General features: G+C 63.6%; 18 protein-coding genes. 14 read left to right on the top strand and 4 right to left on the bottom strand.

Annotated features, from left to right (window positions below):
- The first annotated feature begins 38 nt into the window (after positions 1-38).
- Both dnaJ and ACPJW8_RS09305 read left to right on the top strand, forming a co-directional pair.
- Entirely contained in the window at positions 39-1,169 is a 1,131-nt protein-coding gene (dnaJ, locus tag ACPJW8_RS09310; protein ID WP_330188347.1) for a molecular chaperone DnaJ, read from the top strand.
- A 2-nt stretch (positions 1,170-1,171) separates the two neighbouring features.
- Entirely contained in the window at positions 1,172-1,945 is a 774-nt protein-coding gene (locus ACPJW8_RS09305; protein ID WP_330194293.1) for a 16S rRNA (uracil(1498)-N(3))-methyltransferase, read from the top strand.
- A gap of 15 nt (positions 1,946-1,960) precedes the next feature.
- Here ACPJW8_RS09305 and ACPJW8_RS09300 read toward each other — a convergent pair whose 3' ends face one another.
- Positions 1,961-2,875, bottom strand: a complete 915-nt coding sequence (locus ACPJW8_RS09300) for a GerMN domain-containing protein (RefSeq protein WP_330188345.1) — start codon at positions 2,873-2,875, stop codon at positions 1,961-1,963.
- A gap of 343 nt (positions 2,876-3,218) precedes the next feature.
- On the opposite strand from ACPJW8_RS09300, the gene ACPJW8_RS09295 reads away from it, so the two are divergent.
- The 5 genes from ACPJW8_RS09295 to ACPJW8_RS09275 all read left to right on the top strand — a co-directional run bounded on the left by ACPJW8_RS09295 (position 3,219) and on the right by ACPJW8_RS09275 (position 8,718).
- Positions 3,219-4,304, top strand: coding sequence for a PhoH family protein (locus ACPJW8_RS09295; protein WP_330188344.1), 1,086 nt, complete (start codon positions 3,219-3,221; stop codon positions 4,302-4,304).
- Complete coding sequence (gene ybeY / locus ACPJW8_RS09290; protein ID WP_330188343.1) at positions 4,301-4,774, top strand: rRNA maturation RNase YbeY; 474 nt, start codon at positions 4,301-4,303, stop codon at positions 4,772-4,774. The genes ACPJW8_RS09295 and ybeY overlap by 4 nt, the downstream gene beginning before the upstream one ends.
- Positions 4,771-6,102, top strand: coding sequence for a hemolysin family protein (locus ACPJW8_RS09285; protein ID WP_330188342.1), 1,332 nt, complete (start codon positions 4,771-4,773; stop codon positions 6,100-6,102). Before ybeY ends, ACPJW8_RS09285 begins: the two co-directional genes overlap by 4 nt.
- The gene (era, locus tag ACPJW8_RS09280) at positions 6,086-7,045 is read left to right on the top strand and encodes a GTPase Era (RefSeq protein ID WP_330188341.1); all 960 of its coding nucleotides are present in this window, start codon (positions 6,086-6,088) and stop codon (positions 7,043-7,045) included. The genes ACPJW8_RS09285 and era overlap by 17 nt, the downstream gene beginning before the upstream one ends.
- A gap of 107 nt (positions 7,046-7,152) precedes the next feature.
- Positions 7,153-8,718: an LCP family protein gene (locus ACPJW8_RS09275; RefSeq protein WP_330188340.1), complete on the top strand. Its 1,566-nt coding sequence runs from the start codon at positions 7,153-7,155 to the stop codon at positions 8,716-8,718.
- 49 nt (positions 8,719-8,767) lie between these two features.
- Here ACPJW8_RS09275 and ACPJW8_RS09270 read toward each other — a convergent pair whose 3' ends face one another.
- Entirely contained in the window at positions 8,768-10,720 is a 1,953-nt protein-coding gene (locus tag ACPJW8_RS09270; protein ID WP_330188339.1) for a M13 family metallopeptidase, read from the bottom strand.
- A 252-nt stretch (positions 10,721-10,972) separates the two neighbouring features.
- Between ACPJW8_RS09270 and leuA the strand changes: the two genes are divergently transcribed.
- The 3 genes from leuA (at position 10,973) to ACPJW8_RS09255 (ending at position 14,434) form a co-directional block, all read left to right on the top strand.
- Positions 10,973-12,715, top strand: a complete 1,743-nt coding sequence (leuA, locus tag ACPJW8_RS09265) for a 2-isopropylmalate synthase (protein WP_330188338.1) — start codon at positions 10,973-10,975, stop codon at positions 12,713-12,715.
- Positions 12,716-12,854: 139 nt separating this feature from the next.
- On the top strand, positions 12,855-13,607 hold the full coding sequence (gene recO, locus ACPJW8_RS09260) for a DNA repair protein RecO (RefSeq protein ID WP_330188337.1): 753 nt from the start codon (positions 12,855-12,857) through the stop codon (positions 13,605-13,607).
- Between the two features lie 2 nt (positions 13,608-13,609).
- Positions 13,610-14,434 carry an isoprenyl transferase gene (locus ACPJW8_RS09255; protein WP_330188336.1) on the top strand — a complete coding sequence of 275 codons (825 nt, stop codon included), beginning with the start codon at positions 13,610-13,612 and terminating at the stop codon, positions 14,432-14,434.
- A gap of 19 nt (positions 14,435-14,453) precedes the next feature.
- Here ACPJW8_RS09255 and ACPJW8_RS09250 read toward each other — a convergent pair whose 3' ends face one another.
- Positions 14,454-15,407 (bottom strand): alpha/beta hydrolase, encoded by a 954-nt coding sequence (locus ACPJW8_RS09250; protein ID WP_330188335.1) that lies wholly within the window; start codon positions 15,405-15,407, stop codon positions 14,454-14,456.
- A 52-nt stretch (positions 15,408-15,459) separates the two neighbouring features.
- Here ACPJW8_RS09250 and ACPJW8_RS09245 point away from each other — a divergent pair, with 52 nt between their 5' ends.
- Positions 15,460-16,533 carry a quinone-dependent dihydroorotate dehydrogenase gene (locus tag ACPJW8_RS09245; protein WP_330188334.1) on the top strand — a complete coding sequence of 358 codons (1,074 nt, stop codon included), beginning with the start codon at positions 15,460-15,462 and terminating at the stop codon, positions 16,531-16,533.
- A gap of 65 nt (positions 16,534-16,598) precedes the next feature.
- Here the strand turns inward: ACPJW8_RS09245 and ACPJW8_RS09240 are convergent, their stop codons facing one another.
- Positions 16,599-17,198, bottom strand: coding sequence for a DUF3043 domain-containing protein (locus ACPJW8_RS09240; RefSeq protein ID WP_330188333.1), 600 nt, complete (start codon positions 17,196-17,198; stop codon positions 16,599-16,601).
- A gap of 60 nt (positions 17,199-17,258) precedes the next feature.
- Between ACPJW8_RS09240 and ACPJW8_RS09235 the strand changes: the two genes are divergently transcribed.
- The 3 genes from ACPJW8_RS09235 to coxB all read left to right on the top strand — a co-directional run bounded on the left by ACPJW8_RS09235 (position 17,259) and on the right by coxB (position 20,306).
- Positions 17,259-18,689 carry a dipeptidase gene (locus ACPJW8_RS09235; protein WP_330188332.1) on the top strand — a complete coding sequence of 477 codons (1,431 nt, stop codon included), beginning with the start codon at positions 17,259-17,261 and terminating at the stop codon, positions 18,687-18,689.
- 174 nt (positions 18,690-18,863) lie between these two features.
- A complete protein-coding gene (locus ACPJW8_RS09230) occupies positions 18,864-19,247 on the top strand; it encodes an iron-sulfur cluster assembly accessory protein (RefSeq protein WP_330188331.1) in 384 nt (127 codons plus the stop codon).
- Between the two features lie 186 nt (positions 19,248-19,433).
- Positions 19,434-20,306 carry a cytochrome c oxidase subunit II gene (gene coxB, locus ACPJW8_RS09225; protein WP_330188330.1) on the top strand — a complete coding sequence of 291 codons (873 nt, stop codon included), beginning with the start codon at positions 19,434-19,436 and terminating at the stop codon, positions 20,304-20,306.
- Position 20,307: the final 1 nt, after the last annotated feature.

Below are 20,307 nucleotides of genomic sequence, written 5' to 3'. Positions count from 1 at the left end.
TTCGAAGTAAAAGCTTGACAACAGGAAGAGAATCAGACTTGAGCAGCCACTACGACGTCCTTGGGGTCTCACCGGAAGCCACCGGGGAGGAAATCAAGAAGGCATACCGAAAGCTGGCACGCACCCTGCACCCGGACGTCAACCCGGGTGATGACGCTTCGGACCGGTTCAAAGCCGTCACGCATGCCTACGAGGTGCTCTCTGATCCGCAGAAGCGCCGTGTCTACGACACCACCGGCAACGAGAACGGCACTGACAACGGTTTCGGCGGCGGGCAATACGCCGGCCAGGGCTTCGCCTTCCAGGATATTTTTGACACCTTCTTTGGTGCGGGCGGCGGCACGGCCGGTCCGGCGTCGCGGGTCCGCCGCGGTCAGGATGCCCTCATCAGCGTCCGCATCGACCTCAAAGATGCCGTGTTCGGCGTCAACAAGAAGCTGGAAGTGGATACCGCCGTCGTATGTCCCACCTGTGACGGCAGCTGCTGCCGCGAAGGTACACACCCGGAGCGTTGCGACGTTTGTGGCGGCAGCGGCCAGATCCAGCGTGCCGTCCGCTCCATCCTTGGCCAGGTTATGACCGCGGCGCCATGTGGCAGCTGCGAAGGTTTCGGCACGATCATCAAGGATCCCTGCAACGAATGCAACGGACAGGGCAGGATCAGGAGCCGCAGGTCCATCACCATCAAGGTCCCGGCAGGTGTTGCCACAGGTACGCGGATCCAGCTGTCCGGACAGGGCGAGGCCGGGCCTGCCGGTGGACCGGCGGGCGATCTCTATGTTGAAATCCGTGTTAACAACGATCCCATTTATGTCCGCGACGGGGACGACCTCCACGCCACGTTGAACATTCCCATGACGGCCGCCGCACTGGGCACTGAAGTCAACCTGGAGACCTTCGACGGCGTGCAGGAGATCGACGTCCGGGCAGGAACGCAGTCCGGCGAAATCATCACGCTGCGCGGCCTTGGCGTTACCCACCTGCGCGGATACGGCCGTGGTGACCTGAAGGTCCACCTCCAGGTGGAGACGCCCAGCCGCCTCGATCCCGCACAGGAAGACCTGATGCGCCAGCTCGCGAAGCTCCGCGGTGAGCAGTTCACCGAGGGCAAGCTCGCGGCGAGCGGAGGCATGTTCGCAAAACTGCGTGACCGCCTGGGCAACCTCTAGCAATGACCAATCCCGTCTTCTTCACCCCCCAAGGTGCGCTTTCCGGCGTCCGTCCGGGTGCAGTCTTTGTGCTGGACGGGCCGGAGGCGCGCCATGCGGTCACGGTCAAGCGGCTTGCGGCCGGTGAAGCCGTGGACCTGGCGGACGGCAACGGCACGCGCGTCACCGGAACCGTTGCTGCAGCGGCCCCCGGTGAACTGCACGTCGAGTGCGATTCCGTGATCGTGGAGCCTGCCCCCGCCGTCCGGCTGGTCCTGGTCCAGGCACTGGCCAAAGGGGACCGGGACGAACTGGCCGTTGAGACGGCCACCGAGCTGGGGATTGACTCTGTCATCCCGTGGCAGTCCGAGCGCTCCATTGTCCGGTGGAAGGGCGACCGCGCGGCAAAAGCCCATGCCAAATGGCAGTCGGTGGTGGCGGCTGCCGCCAAGCAGGCACGCCGCTCCTGGATTCCCGAAGTGGAGTCCGTGGTGGACACCGCAGGGCTGGCAAAACGCGCAGGTACCGAGGACCTGGCCATCATCCTGCACGAGGACGCTGTCCGGCCGTTCCGCACAGTACTGGGGGACTGGCTGGCCGCAAACCGGGATTCCGGGTCCGCTGCCGGCGAGGTTTTGTTGATCGTGGGGCCCGAAGGCGGGATTGGCGCCCGTGAAGTAACCCGTTTGTGCGATAACGGAGCAGTCACTGCGCTGCTGGGCCGGCACGTGTTGAGGTCCTCGACTGCCGGGCCTGCGGCAACAGTGGTTGCCAATGAGGTGCTGGGCCGCTGGTAGCTGCCGGACCGTCAGTTATCCCACGTGGAAGGTACGGGTATCCGTGTAAAGCGGGAGCCCGGCGGATTCAACATCGATCCGCGATACACGCAGCTGGTATGTGCCCGGATCCAGGGTCAGGTCCAGGGTGAAGAGTCCGGCTGATCCGGAATCAGTGGCGCTGAAGGTCTCGCCGCTCAGGTAAATGCTGGACTGGCCGCTGTTCTCCCGCAACAGCTGCCACCGCAGGCGGTCGCCGGAATCGGTGCTGCGGCCGGTGACCTTTACGGTGCCGTTGGCCGCGCTGACGTTCTCCTGGGGGTCGATGATCCAGACGGGTGCGACCAACCCGGCGGCGCGGGCCATGGGGGCACCCAGCCGGACGTGGCCGAACGCCTGGTAGTCGGTATGGCCGTCCACCAGCACCACCACCTGGATTTGCTGGCTGGCATCAACCAGGCCGGAGCTGGCGGCGGCTGCCGTGGCCGTATGCACCAGTTGCTGGACGGCCAGTTCAGCCATGTCAGCGCCGATAGTGCTGTTGAAGGCGTCGTCGGAAACATCGACCGTAATGATGTTCTGGCCGGAGATCGAGGTTTCCAGCTGCCCGGGATTTTGCCATGGGGTGAAGAAGTCCGGATCCAGGGGAGTCTCGGACATCATTGCCCGAAGCGCCCGGGTGACAGGATTGTCGCGCTCTGGAACGTCGCGGAATTCGCGGTACAGAAAGACGTCGTTGTTGCTTCGGCCGATCCAGTAAATGGGTGCCTTATTGGAGGACTGCGTGGTTTCAAGCGGGGCGTTCGACGCCGGCACGGACAACGTGGAGTAGCTGGAACCCGGAGTCGCCGGGGGCGCGGATGACGGAGAGACCGGGTTGGCAACGCAGGAGGACAACGCCAGGGCCATTGGCAGCACGCCAAGCAGGGCGGCACGGCGGAGCAGCCCCACGGGATGCTTCCTGCCGGCTGCCCGGGGCAGTGCGGCGGTTTGGTCCTTAATGGAAGTGCCTTCCTGTGCAGTCTGGTATTTGGCCCGATTTCCAGCATTACATACCCCTTTGACCCGCACTCAAGCTTTAGGCCGTCCGGCAGCAACTGCAACGGGAACGATATGAGGCTGATATGAAGTTGATACCTAAATGCCGGATTCATTTCGCTCCGAAGCCCGATCTCCGGCCGCCGGGCCGCGCAGCCTGGCAGGCCGCGCCCTGTCCGTTCCGCGGGGCGTAAGATGGAAAGACGCTCAAAGTCAGCATTCAACGGGAGGAACCCAAGGCCTGCGGGCCGACGCCATGACTGAATCATCCAACGGGAAACGCCGCAGCCTCAGCCCCGGCGAACCAAGCGCGGGGGAATTCCCCCATACCCTGCCAGGTGTCCGCACGGAAGTAGTGTATTTCGAGGACTCGGACCAGATGGTTCAGTCATTGGGCAGCCACGACGAAGCACTGCGCTTCATCGAGGACGAGTTCCCGTCCGTCAACTTCCATGTCCGGGGCAATGAACTGTCCATCGCAGGGCCCCCGGCGGACGTCCCGCGGATCATGCGCCTGCTTGAGGAGGTCCGCGGCCTTGTTGCACGCGGCACAGTCATTACGCCGGACGTGCTGCGGCAGCTGGTGGCTTTGCTGAAGTCCCAGTCCACGCAGGCACCGGTGGACATCCTGACGCATGACATCCTTTCCAGCCGTGGCCGGACCATCCGCCCCAAGACGCTGAACCAGAAGAGCTACGTCGACTCCATCGACGAAAACACTGTCATCTTCGGGATTGGCCCCGCAGGAACCGGCAAAACCTACCTTGCCATGGCCAAGGCCGTGCAGGCCCTGCAGCAGAAGGAAGTCAGCAGGATCATCCTGACCCGTCCGGCGGTAGAGGCGGGCGAACGGCTCGGCTTCCTGCCCGGCACCCTGAGCGACAAAATCGACCCCTACCTTCGTCCCCTGTACGACGCCCTGCACGACATGATCGATCCGGAGTCGATCCCACGGCTGATGGCTGCCGGAACCATCGAAGTGGCGCCGCTGGCCTACATGCGCGGCCGCACGCTCAACGATGCCTTCATCATCCTGGACGAGGCCCAGAACACCACACCCGAACAGATGAAGATGTTCCTCACCCGCCTTGGATTTGGCTCAAAGATGGTGGTCACCGGGGATATCACCCAGGTGGACCTTCCCACCGGAACCCGGTCCGGGTTGCGTATTGTCCAGGAGATCCTTACCGGAATCGATGACGTGAGTTTCTCCGTCCTTGATTCCACGGACGTGGTACGCCACCGGCTCGTGGGCAATATCGTCAAGGCATACAGCGACTGGGATGACCTCCAGGCGCGCAGGATTTCACGGGTCAGGGAAAGCGGTGGAGCTCCAGTATGAGCATTGAGGTCAACAACGAGTCCGGCATCAGTGTCGACGAAGCCCAGCTTGTCACCCTGGCGCGGTACATTTTCGAGCAGCTCTATATCCATCCCCAGGCGGAACTGTCAATCCTGCTGGTTGATGAAACGGCGATGGAGAAGCTGCACATCGAGCTGATGGATGAACCCGGGGCCACTGACGTGCTCTCGGTCCCGATGGATGAGCTCACTCCCGGTGCGCCGGGGCGCCTGACCCCGCAGGGCATGCTGGGCGACATCGCGATCTGCCCGCAGGTGGCGCAGGAGCAGGCCCGCAACGCCGGTCATTCAACCCAGGATGAAATGCTGCTGCTGACCACCCACGGGATCCTGCACCTCCTGGGATATGACCATGCAGAACCCGAGGAAAAGGCCGAAATGTTCGGCCTGCAGAGGGAACTGCTCGTTGGCTTTACGGGCAAGGAAGCGCCGGCAGAGACCACACAATGACCGATTTTTTCCTGGTTGTCCTGGCCTTCGTTTTTCTGGGGGCCGCAGCGGTTTTGACGGCGGCCGAAGCTGCCTTCAACTTCCTTCCCCGCCATGACGCCGAGGCTTTCCTGACCAATGGGCGCGGCAAGGCCATGAAGCGTATCCTGGCGCAGCCGGTCGCCCACATCCGGGCGCTGAGGTTCTGGCGGATCTGGTTCGAAATGGCCTCCGCGGTGGCAGTGGGCGTCCTCCTGCACAGCCTCCTGGGCAACGTCTGGCTCGCCGGTCTGGCAGCTACCGGAATCATGGCACTCCTCGGGTTTGTGATCGTCGGCGTGTCGCCGCGCCAGCTTGGCCGCCTGCACGCCGTTGGCGTCGCACGGGTTACGGCTCCGCTGATCAGCTCGCTGACGGTGGTCCTCGGCCCCATCCCCGGCTGGCTCGTCAAACTGGGCAGCGCCGCTGCACCCGGCGCGCCGGGGGGCGACGAGGCGTTCTTCAGCGAGCAGGAGTTCCGCGAGCTGGTGGACCGGGCCACCGAGTCGGACGTCATTGAAGATGACGAAGCGGAGATGATCCAGTCCGTCTTCGATTTCGGTGACACCCTCGTCCGCGCCGTGATGGTTCCCCGAACGGACATCGTTAGCATCGACGCCGGATCTGACCTGGTGGAGGCAATGTCGCTCTTCCTGCGTTCGGGCTATTCGCGGGTTCCCGTCATAGGCGAGAACAACGACCACATCCTGGGCATCGTGTACCTCAAGGACGTGGCCGCCGTCCTGCACCACAGCAGGCCTGGAGACCCGCTGCCACCTGTTGAGGCGCTGGCCCGGGAAGTACGTTACGTGCCCGAATCCAAGCCCGTCAGCGACCTCCTGAAGGAACTCCAGAAGGAGTCGACCCACGTGGCGATCGTCATCGACGAGTACGGCGGCACTGCCGGCCTGGTCACGCTGGAGGACCTGATCGAGGAAATCGTCGGTGAAATCGTGGATGAATACGACACCGAGACCGCCGAGGCCGTGGAGCTTGAGGACGGTTCGTTCCGCGTCAGCGCCCGGTTGGGCATTGATGACCTGGGTGAGTTGTTCGACGTCGAACTCGAGGACGACGAAGTGGACACCGTGGGCGGGCTGCTGGCGAAGACGCTGGGCCGGGTGCCCATCGTGGGCAGCGCGGTTGAGGTGGGCGGGATTTCCCTGAGGGCCGAGCGGCTGGAGGGCCGTCGTAACCGTGTCAGCCATATTATTGCGGCGAGGGTGCCCGAATCCGACGCCGAACCTGACGAACAGCTTTACAAGACAGCATCAGCCCAGCAGGGAGTTCCACATGAGCAAGAAGACTAAAGCCATACAGCCCGAGGACTTCGGTGGCTACCGCGCAGGGTTCTCCGTTCTTGTAGGCCGGCCCAATGCGGGAAAATCCACCCTCACCAACGCGCTGGTGGGCAGCAAGGTGGCCATCACCTCTGCCAAGCCGCAGACCACCCGGCACACCATCCGGGGCATCGTGCACCGGGAGGACGCCCAGCTCATCCTGGTGGACACTCCTGGACTGCACCGCCCGCGTACATTGTTGGGCAAGCGCCTCAACGACCTCGTCGCTGACACGCTCTCCGAAGTTGACGCCATTGGATTCTGCCTTCCGGCGAACGAGAAAATCGGGCCCGGGGACAAGTACATCGCCGCTCAGCTGGCTGCCGTTGGCAATAAGCCCATCGTGGCGATCGTGACCAAGGCCGACACCGTGGACCGGCAGGCGCTCACGGAGCAGCTGCTCGCCGTCGCGGAGCTTGGCCGTGAGGTGCTGGGCGAGGAAGGCTGGCGGGACATCGTTCCTGTCTCGGCCACTGACGGGTTCCAGGTCACCACCGTTGCGGACGTCCTGATCAGCCATATGCCGCCGTCGCCTCCCTTGTACCCTGACGGCGAGCTGACTGATGAGCCCGAAGCCGTTATGGTTGCCGAACTCATCCGTGAGGCGGCACTGGAAGGCGTCAGGGACGAACTTCCGCACTCCCTGGCCGTTGTGGTGGAGGAAATACTTCCCCGGGAAGGCCGCAGCGAGGATAACCCGCTGTTGGACGTCCGTGTGAACCTTTATGTGGAACGGCCTTCGCAGAAAGCGATCATCATTGGCAAGGGCGGCAGCCGCTTGCGTGAAGTGGGCACCAACGCGAGGAAGGGAATCGAAGCACTCCTGGGAACCAGGATCTACCTGGACCTGCACGTAAAGGTGGCCAAGGACTGGCAGCGCGATCCCAAGCAGCTGGTCAAGCTCGGCTTCTAGCTCGAAGCGCCTGAGGGCGGTCACAAGGCATTCTCCCAGCCTGCGGGGCTAGGATAGGTCGAATTTGGTTTTTGAAGAAGGGGACGTACGTGGGGCGAGGCCGCGCAATGGGGACCGATGATGCTGACTCGTCGACGCCCACCGGACAGTTTTCCAAGCACACGGAAACAACTGCAGTGGGGGCCGCCCGGCACCTGGGTACTGGCCGCCGCATGGCCGGCTGGCTGAAGGCAGTCACCTGGATTGCTTCGCTCGCCCTGCTTTCTGCCGTTATTTTTGCCGGCTATTGGTTCATCCGCCTGCAGTCGAACCTTAGTACTGCGCCGCTCAACGCCGGCAGTACGCCTACGGGTACCATCAACCAAGCCACTGACCGGATGCAGATCCTGATTCTGGGATCGGACACCCGTGACGGCGCCAATGCCGAATACGGTACGTCGGATGACTCCACCGGCTACGGCCAGTCGGACGTCATGATGCTGATGGACATCTCTGCGGACAACTCACGCGTCAGCGTCATCAGTTTCCCCCGTGACCTCCTGGTGACCATCCCGGAATGTACGGACCAGAAAACCGGCGAGGTTTATCCGGAGCGCAGTGGAGCCATGATCAACGAGGCCATGGCCCAGGCGGGCATCGGTTGCGCTGTTGACACCGTCAATAAACTGACCGGCCTGGAAGTTGACCACTTTATGATGGCGGACTTCAACGCCGTCACCGAACTTTCCAACGCCGTCGGCGGAGTCGAAGTCTGCGTCAGCGATCCCGTTTACGATCCCGATTCCAGGCTGCGGCTGCCTGCCGGCAACTCGTCGGTCCAGGGTGAAATGGCCCTGGCCTGGCTGCGGAGCCGGCATGCCTTCGAAGACGGTGGCGACCTCGGCAGGATCAAGGCCCAGCAGGCTTTCCTGTCATCCCTGACCAGGAAGGTGACAGGAGACGGCACGCTGTCCGATCCCGTCAAGATGCTCAGGATCGCCGACGTCGTCACCCGCAACCTGACGCTTGATGAGGGGTTCGCCTCGCCGTCGGCATTGGTCACGGTGGGCAGCCGCCTGAAGAATATCGACGTCGGCAAGGTGGCTTTCGTCGCCGCCCCCACCACCCAGAGCGTCATCGACCCCAACCGCCTGGACCTTGCGCAGCCCGCGGCGTCCCAGCTCTTCGCCGCCCTCCGTGACGACGTTGACCTGACGGACCCCACGGGAACGGAGAGTCCGACGCCGGCACCCACCGAAGTGCCCACCACTCCGGCCGCCACGGAGACCACCCCGGCGGAGCCAGTCGCTCCCATCTATGACAAGGCACTCCAGCCCGTATCAGTCGCCAACGGATCGGGTGTATCCACGCGGTACCAGGAGATCGCCACGGCGCTGATTTCAGACGGCTTTACCCAGCTGGGCGAGGCCGCAGCAGTCCCGGCGGAGCAAACCGTCATCTACTACAGTGCCGAATTCGCGGACGTGGCAGCGGACGTCGCGGCACTGTTCGGAATTCCGGACACCCAGTTGATAGCCTCCACCAGCGTCTACGGCGTCCAGCTGAACCTCGGCGCGGACTTCGCCACGGGTACCCAATACGGCGCAGCCACCCTGCCGCCGGATGTGGTGAACCAGACGGCCGGCGACGTCGTGTGCCAGCAGGTCAATCCGTTCCTTATCGACCGGGGCTGACTAACGCCACCGGCCGATAAGGAAACGGTCGATAAGGGACAGTGGGCTGCTACCAGATGCTGACGCGTTCCGCGGGCGGCATCCACATGCCGTCGCCTTCCTTGACCTCAAAGGCCTCGTGGAACGGGTCAAGGTTCCTGGCGATGGCGTTCGTACGGAATTCATTGGGGGAGTGGGGATCCGTGGCCAGCCGGCGGATGGCTTCTTCGGTGCGGATCACCTGGCGCCACGCTGCCGCCCAGGAGGCGAAGAAACGCTGCGGTCCCGTCAGCCCGTCCAGCACTTCGGGCTCCCGGCCGCCAAGGCTGATCTGGTATGCCTTGTAGGCGATGGTCAGGCCACCGAGATCGCCGATGTTTTCACCCAGGGTGAGCTTGCCGTTGACGTTGTGCCCGGGTGCGGCATAGGGCGACAGGGCGTCGAACTGTGCTACCAGCTTGGCGGTGAGTTGCTCAAACGCGGCCCGGTCTTCCTCAGTCCACCAGTTGCGCAGTGCACCGCCTCCGTCAAACTGTGACCCCTGGTCATCGAATCCGTGCCCGATCTCGTGCCCGATTACGGCGCCGATTCCGCCGTAGTTGACGGCATCGTCGGCGTCGGCCGTGAAGAACGGCGGCTGGAGGATGGCTGCGGGAAAGACGATCTCGTTGAGCATCGGGTGGTAATACGCATTGACGGTCTGTGGGGTCATCAGCCACTTGTTCCGGTCAACCGGCTTGCCGACCTCGTCCAGGTGCCGGTCGACGTCGGCATTATGGGCCCGCTCCACATTGCCCAGCAGGTCGTCGGGATCAATCTCCACCGCTGAATAATCGATCCATTCCTCGGGGAAGCCAATCTTGGGGCGGAAGGCGTCCAGTTTGCGCAGCGCCTCGGCTTTGGTTTCCTCTCCCATCCAATCCAGCCCGGTGATGCTCAGCCGATAGGCCTCGATGAGGTTGTCAACCAGTGACTGCATCCGGGCCTTGTGGGTTTCGGGGAAATGCCGCGCCACATAGATCTGCCCTACGGCCTCACCAAGGGCACCCTCGACGACGGCGACGCCACGCTTCCAGCGGTCCTTGTTCCGCGGGGTACCGCTCAACGTGGTGCCGTAAAAGGCGAAGTTCTGCTGCACAAAGGCTGAGGAGAGGTACGGTGCCGCTGAACTGATGACGCGCATCGCGAACCATTCCTGCCATACCTGCAGGGGTTCGGACTGCAGCAGTGATGCGGTACCGGAGAAGAAGTCCGGCGTGCTGACCACCAGTTCCTGCCGCTTGCCGGCGTCAACATCGGCGGCCTCGAACCAGAGGTTCAGTTGCGGGAAGAGCCCGGCGGCTTCTTCGGCGGTGAGGAGGTTGTAGGTCTTCTGCGGGTCCCGCAGCGTGACGTTGTCCCAGTGGTTCCCGGCCAGCTTGGTTTCAAGTTCCACAATGCGGGAGGCGGCCGCCTCCGCATCGGCAATCGAGGCCAGCCCGAACATCGCCGCAACATGCTCGCGGTAGGAAGAAACGACGTCGGCGAACTTGGCTTCACGGTAATAGGACTCGTCGGGCAGGCCCAGGCCGCCCTGGCCGATATACAGCAGCACCCGGTCCGGGTTCCCGGCGTCGGGTGCCGGGTAGACGTGGAACAGTCCGGACACGTCGGAACGGAACAAGCGGCCCACCAGGCTGATGAGGTCATCGATGCTTTGGGTGGCGAACACGGCGGCCAGGCGCTCCCTGATCGGATCCATGCCCTTCGCCTCAATGGTGGCCTCGTCCATAAAGCTGTTGTAGAGATTGCCCACTTTGCGCTCAATGCCGGTGGCTTCAGCCGCCATGGCGGCGGCGTCCTCGATGATCTGCTTCACTGCCAGCTCGGCACCGTCGCGCAGGGCCGTGAAAGTCCCCTCCAGCGGGCGGTCGTCAGGAATTTCGGTGCTCTTCAACCAGGTCCCGTTGACGTGCTGGTAGAGGTCGTCCTGGGGCCTGATGCCGTGGTCGAAGGTGGCGAGGTCGATTCCCGAAATGGGCACTGATGCTCCTTGGAGGGACGGGCTGCGGCCGTCTTGGAGGCCGTCAGCGTCTAAGGGGTGGACGTTGCGGTGAACCTGCACCTTCATCTTACGCACGCGTGCTACCCTCAAATGGTGCGCGCAGATCTGCTCCTTCTTAGCTGCCGCGGCGAGGCCTCAGACGCTATCTAGCTCAGGCCCACCCTCGCTGCGGAGTTTGTGTTGCCCGGCCACCCTTTCAGAGTTGAACCAGAGAAAAGGCCACACACCACCATGCAAAACGCGCAAAAGCCCTCAGGAATGCCCGCCCACCGGTACCAGCCGTTCCAGGACCAGATCACCGTCGAACTGCCGGACCGCACCTGGCCTGACAAGCTCATCACCAAGGCTCCGCGCTGGTGTGCCGTTGACCTGAGGGACGGCAACCAGGCGCTGATCGACCCCATGAGCCCGGCACGCAAGATGAAGATGTTCGATCTGCTGGTGCGCATGGGCTACAAGGAAATCGAAGTGGGCTTCCCCTCAGCGTCCCAGACGGACTTCGACTTTGTCCGCCAACTGATCGAAGGCAACCACATCCCGGAGGACGTCACTATCCAGGTGCTGACGCAGGCCAGGGAACACCTCATCGAGCGGACTTATGAGTCATTGGTTGGCGCCAAGCAGGCCATCGTCCACCTGTACAACTCGACCTCCGTCCTGCAGCGCCGCGTGGTTTTCAACCAGGACGAGGACGGAATCCTGGATATCGCGCTCCAGGGAGCGCGGTTGTGCAAGAAGTACGAAGAGACGCTGGCGGATACCCACATCACGTACGAATACTCCCCGGAATCCTTCACAGGCACCGAACTGGAGTATGCGGTGCGGGTGTGCAACGCCGTCGCTGATGTCTTTGAGGCCTCTGCTGACCGCCAGGTGATCGTCAACCTGCCGGCCACGGTGGAAATGGCCACGCCCAACGTCTACGCGGACTCCATTGAATGGATGAGCCGCCACCTGCACCCGCGTGAGGGCATCATCCTGTCCCTCCACCCGCACAACGACCGCGGCACCGGCGTCGCCGCCGCGGAGCTGGGCTACATGGCCGGAGCGGACCGCATCGAAGGCTGTCTTTTCGGCAACGGCGAGCGTACCGGCAACGTCGACCTCGTCACCCTGGGCCTGAACATGTTCGTCCAGGGAATTGACCCCATGATCGATTTTTCGGACATCGATGAGATCCGCAGGACAGTCGAATACTGCAATCAGCTGCCTGTCGCGGAGCGCGCACCCTATGGTGGCGACCTCGTTTTCACGGCATTCTCGGGCTCGCACCAGGATGCCATCAAGAAGGGCTTCGAGGCCCTGGAGAAGGACGCAGCGGCTGCAGGAAAGGACGTCGCCGACTTCACCTGGGCCGTTCCGTACCTGCCGATCGACCCGAAGGACCTGGGCCGCAGCTACGAGGCAGTGATCCGCGTCAACTCGCAGTCCGGCAAGGGCGGGGTGGCGTACCTTCTGAAGAACGAGCACAGCCTGGACCTGCCGCGCCGTGCCCAGATCGAGTTCTCCGGCGTCATCCAGAAGCGCACGGACACTGTGGGTGGCGAGGTCAGCGGCGCTCAGTTGTGGCAGCACTTCCAGGACGAATACCTGCCTTCCAGCGATCCGGAAGCACAGTGGGGTCGCTACTCCCTGGGTGCCATCAGCACGGAAACGGATGAGGACGGCGGCATGACCCTGAGCGCCAACCTCGGCGTGGATGGCGTGCAGGTCCGGCGCACGGGCACCGGAACCGGTCCCATCGCGGCTTTGCTGGACATCCTGGGCCAGGATGGCGTGGACGTGCGGGTGCTCGATTACAGCGAACACGCATTGTCCGAAGGCGGAAACGCCCTTGCCGCCGCATATGTGGAGTGTGCCGTGGGGGAACGGGTCCTCTGGGGCGTGGGCATCGACGCCAACACCACAACGTCGTCGCTGAAGGCGGTCATCTCGGCCGTGAACCGGGCCATCCGGGATACCCGGGCGGCTTAGTCCGGCCTGGCAGCGGCCCTGCCTTTGGTTGTTACCACCAGCTGTTACCACCAGCGTGCCGTCGGAGTAATCCGGCGGCACGCCGGCCTTGGATTCTGCGGGCTGCAGTGATTGCCGGCGGGGAGTGGGAAGATTAAGCGTGCCCCAACCATCCTTCGCTTCGCGCGCCTACCGTGACTACGGCGTGGTGCTGCGTACCCACAAACTGGGGGAAGCGGACCGTATTATCACCCTGCTCACCAAGCACCATGGCCAGGTCCGGGCAGTGGCAAAGGGCGTCCGGCGGACCAGCAGCCGCTTTGGTGCGCGGCTGGAGCCGTTTATGGTGGTGGATCTCCAGCTGGTTTCCGGCCGCACCCTGGACATCGTCACGCAGGCCGAGGCCAAAGGCGCCTATGGCGGGCCCATTGCGGCGGATTACGGGCGCTACACGGTGGCCGCTGCCATGACCGAAACCGCAGAAAAACTCACGGATGTGGATGGCGAGGCAGGGACGGCGCAATACAACCTGCTGGTCGGTGCCCTGGCAACTTTGAGCCGTGGGGATCATGCCCCGGGCCTCATCCTTGACTCGTACCTGCTCCGCGCCCTGGCAACGGGAGGCTGGGCGCCGAGTTTCACCGATTGTGCACGGTGTGGCCGGCCGGGCCCGCATTCCGCGTTTGCCGCCGCGCTGGGCGGTATGGTGTGCCATGATTGCCGTCCGCCGGGATCACCGTCGCCTGCACCGGAAACTGTCCGCCTGCTGGCCGCCCTGCTCACCGGTGACTGGGCCACGGCTGATTCCTCCGAGGCGGTCCACCGCAGGGAATCAGCAGGTATTGTGGCTGCTTATCTGCAATGGCACCTCGAACGGGTGCTGAAATCACTCAAACATGTGGAGCGTAACTGACAGTGGCGTTGGGAAAGAACAAGAACGTACGACGCCGGTCCTCGCCTGTGGTGGCCCCGTACCCGCACCCTTCCGGTGCTGTAGCCCCGGCCATCCCCGCAGAATTCATTCCACGCCATGTGGCGATTGTCATGGATGGCAATGGACGCTGGGCCAACCAGCGCGGCCTGCCTCGGGTGGAAGGGCATAAGGCGGGGGAGCCTGCGCTCCTGGACGTGATGGCCGGAGCCATCGAACTGGGGATCGAGTACGTCACGGTCTATGCCTTCTCCACGGAGAACTGGCGCCGTTCGCCGGAAGAAGTACGCTTCCTGATGGGATTTAACAAGGATGTGCTTCGCAGGCAGCGCAACCAGCTCGATGATTGGGGTGTCCGCGTCCGTTGGTCCGGCCGGCGCCCCAAACTGTGGGGATCGGTCATCCGGGAGCTGGAGGAAGCCGAGGAGTTCACCGCCGGCAACAGCACGTGCACGTTGACCATGTGTGTTAATTACGGTGGGCGGGCAGAAATCACCGATGCCGTCTCAGCAATAGCGGGTGACGTGGCAGCCGGCCGCCTGAAGCCGGGTGCGATCACCGAGCGGACCATCCAAAAGTACCTGGACGAGCCGGACCTGCCGGATGTGGACCTCTTCCTGCGCAGCAGTGGCGAGCAGCGGCTGTCGAACTTCATGCTGTGGCAATCCGCCTACGCGGAGTTTGTTTTTATGGATGTGCTCTGGCCGGATGTGGACCGGCGGACCTTGTGGGACGCCGTCGAGGTTTACGCGAAGCGGGACCGGCGGTATGGGGGTGCCGTGGATGCTGCTGCGCCTGGCGCCAGCTGACTGACTGACAGGTCCACCGTTAGTAGGCGGCCAGCCAGCGGGCAACGCGGCTGAAGGCATCGGCCCGCACCTCGGGAGCAGACAGGAAGACATCGTGGAGGGCGCCGTCCACCCGTTCCAGGGTGACTGAGTCACCCAGCGTAGCGGCACGAACCGCAATGGCTGCAACATCCAGTACCGCGTCAGTGTGGAGCATCTGGTCCGTCCAGACCATCCCGTTGCGGCTGGCCGTGGACAACAGCACCAGGACCGGAACCGTGAGCCGCAGCCCGTGGGCCACCTCGGCCTGGCCCCTCAGAACTGCCCGCAGCCACGCGGCCCGTACGGGAAATGCCTGGGGTGGCCTGTATCGGCTGTCCAGGGTCCATTCGCCGTCGGCCTCGGAACTGATGCTGCGCCAATAGAACTGCCGTTCGGGCAGCCGGAGCACAGCCTCGGGCCGGAACCTCGCCAAGGGCGCAACCATCGTGGTGACGGCACGGCGGGTCCACGGCCCCCGGTGCATCTCCAGCCACGGACTGTTCAGGATCAGCCGGGTAACCCGTCCCGGATGGCGCTGGGCCCACAGCACTGCCACCAGTCCGCCCAGCGAATGCCCCATCAGCGTCACTTCCGTGCCGGCATCACCACCGGTGACGATCTCCAGGGCGGCGTTGATCTCGGCGTCGTAGGCCTGGAGGTCTGCAACGAATCCCGGGGGCACACCTTCCTGGAGGCTCCGGCCATGGTTGTGCATGTCCAGGGCATGGAATTCATATCCGGCTGACGTCCAGAAACCGGCGAGGTCGGTGTTGAAGAAGTAGTCGCTCCAGCCGTGCAGGAAGAGCACTGCCCGACGACGGCCTGCCGGGGTTTCCGGGCGCTGTGGCAGGTGCCGGATCAGCGTCGCGGTCCTGGTGATGCCGTCAGCGCCTGTTGCGGCCAGGGGCCGCGCCTGGAAGCCTTCCCCGAGAATGTCCTGCGTCCACTCCATGGTTCAAGCGTAGCCATTTGGTTTGTGAACCCCGAGGCGGAAAACTGGAACCATGCGCATCTACCCCACCTTCTTCCGGCTTGCCTTCTCATGGATGGACGCCGAACGCGCCCACAAGATCGGGTTCCGCGGCATCCGGCTTGCCCATTCCAGCGGCGTGGGCCGCATCCTCGCGAAGTTCACGGCACCCGATCCATCCCTCCAGACCACCGCTTTTGGGGTAACCTTCCCGTCGCCCTTCGGCCTTGCCGCAGGCTTCGATAAGGAAGGCCACGGCATCCAGGCGCTGACGGAACTCGGCTTCGGCCACGTGGAAGTAGGCACCATCACCGGCCAGGCGCAGCCGGGCAATCCACAGCCGCGCCTGTTCCGGTTGATCGAGGACCGTGCGGTCATCAACAGGATGGGATTCAACAATGACGGCGCCGCCGCAGTGGAACCCAGGCTGAAAGCAGCAAGGGCGGCCCTGCAGCGCAGCCATCCCGGAGTACGCCCGGTGGTGGGTGTGAACATCGGAAAGAGCAAGGTGGTGGAGCTCGAGGACGCAGTTTCGGACTACCTGCTCAGTGCCCGGAGCCTGGCGCCCGCGGCCGATTACCTGGTGGTTAACGTCAGTTCCCCCAACACTCCGGGCCTGCGGCTGCTCCAGGACGTCCAGTCGCTACGTCCGTTGCTGGAGGCCGTTGGACGCGAGGCTGACGCGGCTGCCGGGCGCCACGTCCCGTTGCTGGTCAAGATTGCGCCGGACCTCAGCGACGAGGACATCGATGACGTCGCCGCCCTCGCACTGGACCTGGGCTTGGACGGCATCATCGCCACCAACACCACTATCAGCCGCGAAGGACTGGCCTCAGACCCGGCGAAGGTTGAGGCGTGCGGGGCCGGTGGATTGTCCGGTGCCCCGGTCAGGGAACGCTCCCTGGCGGTCCTTCGCCGGTTGAAGGCAATCGTCGACGACCGGCTGGTCCTGGTGGCCGTGGGGGGCGTGGAAACCGCTGATGACGTCCAGGAACGGCTGGATGCCGGGGCAACCCTTGTCCAGGGGTACACGGCGTTCCTGTACGAAGGCCCCTTCTGGGCTGCGAGGATCAACCGGGAGCTGGCCCGCCGCAGGAAGAAGGCCTGACTTAACACGGAAAACCCCCGGCCGCCTGAGGCGCCGGGGGTTTTCGTTATCCGCTTGGTCCAGGGTCAGGAAGGGTACTGCCCGCGGGATACCAGGGGCTTGGGCAGCCGCAGTTTGCGGAACTGCAGGGAGCGCATGGCGCCGTACCAGACCGTGCCCCGCTCCACCTCGCCGAACTTCGCTGTGAGCCTCTTGCGCAGCTGCCGCGAGAGGATGAAGACGTCCACGAAGACAGCCAGGAACATCACCCAGAAGCCGCCCAGCACGTAGATCATCATGTCGCTGGCGGCAGGCACCAGCAGCGAAATGATGACGAACACAAGGGCCCCGAACATCAGGAACTCACCGAGGCTGAACCGGGCGTCCACATAGTCGCGGGCGTAGCGCTTCTGCGGGCCCTTGTCGCGCAGCGGGAGGTACTTTTCGTCGCCGGTGTCCAGGGCGCGGCGCATCTTGAGCCGCTGCTCCTGGACGGCCGCACGCTCGGCAGCCTTGGATGCCTTCCGGTCCTCAGGCACCAGGGGGCGCCTGCGCGCCGCTTCCTGGGCCTTGCGCTTGGGCGTCGGTGCGCCTTTGCCCAGCGGGGTCCCGGCCGCCGTCGTTGACTCGGCCTGCTGGTCTATGATCTCCTGCGCCGAAGGCGCTTCCTTTTTACGTCCAAACACCAGTACAGAATACCCTGCGGTGCACGGCCACCCTGCCTGCTTGCCTGTAGGGTTTTGGCCATGACTTCTCCAGTAGCGGACACCCCGCAAACCCCTGGGCTGGCTCTCCGGTCCGTTGACCCGCAGGACCTGCGCGACGCCGTCACCACAGCCTTTCCCGCCACCGTTGAACAGCTCAAGGAGCTGGTGGCAATCCCCGGCATTGCCTGGCCCAGCTTTGATCCAGCGCAGCTGGACCGCAGCGCCGAGGCAGTCGCCGGACTCGTCCGGGCTGCCGGCCTGGACGACGTCCGTATCCTGCGGTGCACCAAGGAAGACGGCACCCCGGGTGGGCCGGCAGTTGTGGCCCGCCGCGAAGCGGCTCCAGGCAAACCGACTATCCTCCTCTATGCCCACCACGACGTCCAGCCGCCCGGTGATCCGGCGCTTTGGGAATCAGAGCCGTTTACCGCCGTCGAACGCGGTGGCCGTCTTTACGGACGCGGCGCAGCCGATGACAAGGCCGGCGTGATGGCACACCTTGGCGCCTACGCCGCTGTGACCCAGGTGCTGGGGGAGGACTTCGGTGTTGGCGTCACCTTCTTCTTTGAGGGCGAGGAAGAAGCCGGGTCACCCACCTTCCGGCCGTTCCTCGAAGCCCACCGGGACCTCCTTGCCGCGGACGTCATCGTCGTGGCGGATTCCAGCAACTGGAAAGTCGGCGTCCCGGCCCTCACCACCAGCCTTCGCGGACTGGTGGACGGAACTGTTGACGTCAGGGTCCTTGAACATGCAGTCCATTCCGGAATGTTCGGTGGCCCAGTACTTGACGCGCCCACCTGCCTGGCACGCCTGATCGCCTCGTTCCACGATGAAACGGGCGCCGTTGCCATCAAGGGGCTGGTTGGCCGTGATGATGCCCAGGTGGATATGGCTGAAGAGGATTTCAGGCGGGACGCATCGGTCCTCGACGGAGTCCAGCTTGCCGGCACAGGCAGCATTTCTTCCCGGCTCTGGACCAAGCCTGCCTTGTCGATCATCGGCATAGACGCCCCCGCGGTCGATGTCGCTTCCAACACGCTGATTCCTTCGGCCAGGGCAAAGTTCAGCCTGCGGCTGGCGCCGGGACAGGATCCCGACGCGGCCATGGAAGCTGTCCGGCAGCATGTTGCCGAAAACGCGCCGTTCGGCGCCACAGTTGTCTTCACCCCGGGTGAGACCGGCGAACCCTTCAGTACGGATACGTCATCTGCGGCGGCCGGGACCGCCATGTGGGCCTTGGGCGAAGCCTGGGGAGTACCAGCCGTGGAGACCGGCATTGGCGGTTCGATTCCGTTCATTGCGGATCTCCTCCAGGTGTACCCGGCCGCGCAAATCCTGGTCACGGGTGTGGAAGATCCCGACTCGCGGGCCCACAGCGCGAACGAGTCCCTGCACCTCGATGACTTCCGCAAGGCAATCGTGGCCGAAGCGTTGATGCTTGCGAAGCTGAACGAGACCGGGCTTGGCTGATTCGGCGAACAATCCGGGAGGATTCCGGGAACAAGGCGGCGGCTGCAGAGGTTACGTCTGAAGTTAGAGCAATACCTCTGACCGACGTAGCATAGAGCTATAGCCCATACCGTATCCGCAGGGTCAGGCGCCGTATTGATGGCGCCGCCGGGACCGTCCTAAGAAGGTAGGCCAATGAGCACCACCACCAACGAGAACAGCACCGCAGTCGAGGCCAGCGCTGAGCTGCCCACGCATGAGGTCGCTCTGACCGACGTTGCCGCCGGCAAGGTCCGCAGCCTGCTGGAACAGGAAGGGCGCACAGATCTCCGTCTCCGCGTTGCTGTCCAGCCGGGCGGCTGCTCCGGCCTCATCTACCAGCTCTACTTCGACGAACGTATTCTCGACGGCGATGCCGTCCGTGATTACGACGGCGTGGAGGTAGTTGTGGACAAGATGAGCGTTCCTTATCTCAGCGGAGCCAGCATCGACTTCGAGGACACCATTTCGAAGCAGGGCTTCACCATCGACAACCCGAACGCCGGAGGCTCCTGCGCCTGCGGTGATTCGTTCCACTGACGCGGACGTTTCGCCCGGTGCCGGCACCGTGCGCTCCCTGCAACACCAGCAGCGGACGCACGGTGCCGACATGTGGGCGAAATGCCCGGGGGAGTTGTAAGCTCTACACCGAGTAGTAAAACTTTTTAGTGTGTCCCGCCGAGCCAACGGCTGACGGGTAACAGCAACAAGTAGGAAGGGCCGTCTGTGAGTTCGCAGAACCGAACCGGCAGCCGACGCAAGACGATCACTAAGATCTCAGGACTGGCAATGGCCGGCGCGTTGGTTTTGACTGGATGTTCGCCAGAGGTAGAGAAGGGGTGGCTGCCTACCGAACGGGGCACCACCAGCAACACTGACCGGATCATGGACCTCTGGGTCAACTCATGGATCGCAGCGCTGGCAGTCGGCATCATCACCTGGGGCCTGATGGTCTGGTGCATTGTTGCCTACCGCCGCCGCAAGGGGACCGTGGGGTTCCCGAAGCAGATCAGCTACAACCTGCCGATCGAAATCTTCTACATCGTGATCCCCATCTTTATGGTGCTGGTGTTCTTCTACTTCACGGACCGTGACCAGCAGGCGATCGATGACCGTTCCCAGCCGGCGGACGTCGTTGTTGACGTACGTGGCAAGCAGTGGGCATGGGACTTCAACTACAAGGCCGGGGATGTCATCTCCGAAGACGTCTACGAGTCAGGTGTCCAGGCACACCTGACCGGTGACGTCATCGACAAGGAAGAGCTCCCCACTCTTTACCTGCCGGTCAACAGGTCGGTTGAGCTGGAGTTGAACTCCCGCGATGTCATCCACTCCTTCTGGGTTCCCGCCTTCCTCCAGAAGCGCGACATGATCCCCGGCAAGGAAAACTACCTCCGGTTCACTCCCACGGCTGAGGGAACCTTTGACGGTAAATGCGCAGAACTTTGCGGCGAATACCACTCCGAAATGCTTTTCCGCGTGAAAGTAGTCTCCGAGGCAGAATTTAATGCCCACATCGAGGAACTCAGCGAAGCCGGCAACACAGGGGCGCTCGGCGAGGAATACGACCGCAACCCGAACCAGAACGTAATCGAGTAAG

It is taken from the genome of Pseudarthrobacter sp. J47, from assembly GCF_049810315.1.
Taxonomy (GTDB): domain Bacteria; phylum Actinomycetota; class Actinomycetes; order Actinomycetales; family Micrococcaceae; genus Arthrobacter.
This window is presented reverse-complemented; position numbering and strand designations above follow the sequence as displayed.

Bases quoted from the DNA above. Each gene is read 5' to 3' on its own strand.
- ACPJW8_RS09305 (WP_330194293.1), top strand. From the start codon at position 1,172: ATGACCAATCCCGTCTTCTTCACCCCCCAAGGTGCGCTTTCCGGCGTC.
- ACPJW8_RS09295 (WP_330188344.1), top strand. From the start codon at position 3,219: ATGACTGAATCATCCAACGGGAAACGCCGCAGCCTCAGCCCCGGCGAA.
- ybeY (WP_330188343.1), top strand. From the start codon at position 4,301: ATGAGCATTGAGGTCAACAACGAGTCCGGCATCAGTGTCGACGAAGCC.
- ACPJW8_RS09285 (WP_330188342.1), top strand. From the start codon at position 4,771: ATGACCGATTTTTTCCTGGTTGTCCTGGCCTTCGTTTTTCTGGGGGCC.
- era (WP_330188341.1), top strand. From the start codon at position 6,086: ATGAGCAAGAAGACTAAAGCCATACAGCCCGAGGACTTCGGTGGCTAC.
- ACPJW8_RS09275 (WP_330188340.1), top strand. From the start codon at position 7,153: ATGGGGACCGATGATGCTGACTCGTCGACGCCCACCGGACAGTTTTCC.
- leuA (WP_330188338.1), top strand. From the start codon at position 10,973: ATGCAAAACGCGCAAAAGCCCTCAGGAATGCCCGCCCACCGGTACCAG.
- ACPJW8_RS09250 (WP_330188335.1), bottom strand. From the start codon at position 15,407: ATGGAGTGGACGCAGGACATTCTCGGGGAAGGCTTCCAGGCGCGGCCC.
- ACPJW8_RS09245 (WP_330188334.1), top strand. From the start codon at position 15,460: ATGCGCATCTACCCCACCTTCTTCCGGCTTGCCTTCTCATGGATGGAC.
- ACPJW8_RS09235 (WP_330188332.1), top strand. From the start codon at position 17,259: ATGACTTCTCCAGTAGCGGACACCCCGCAAACCCCTGGGCTGGCTCTC.
- ACPJW8_RS09230 (WP_330188331.1), top strand. From the start codon at position 18,864: ATGAGCACCACCACCAACGAGAACAGCACCGCAGTCGAGGCCAGCGCT.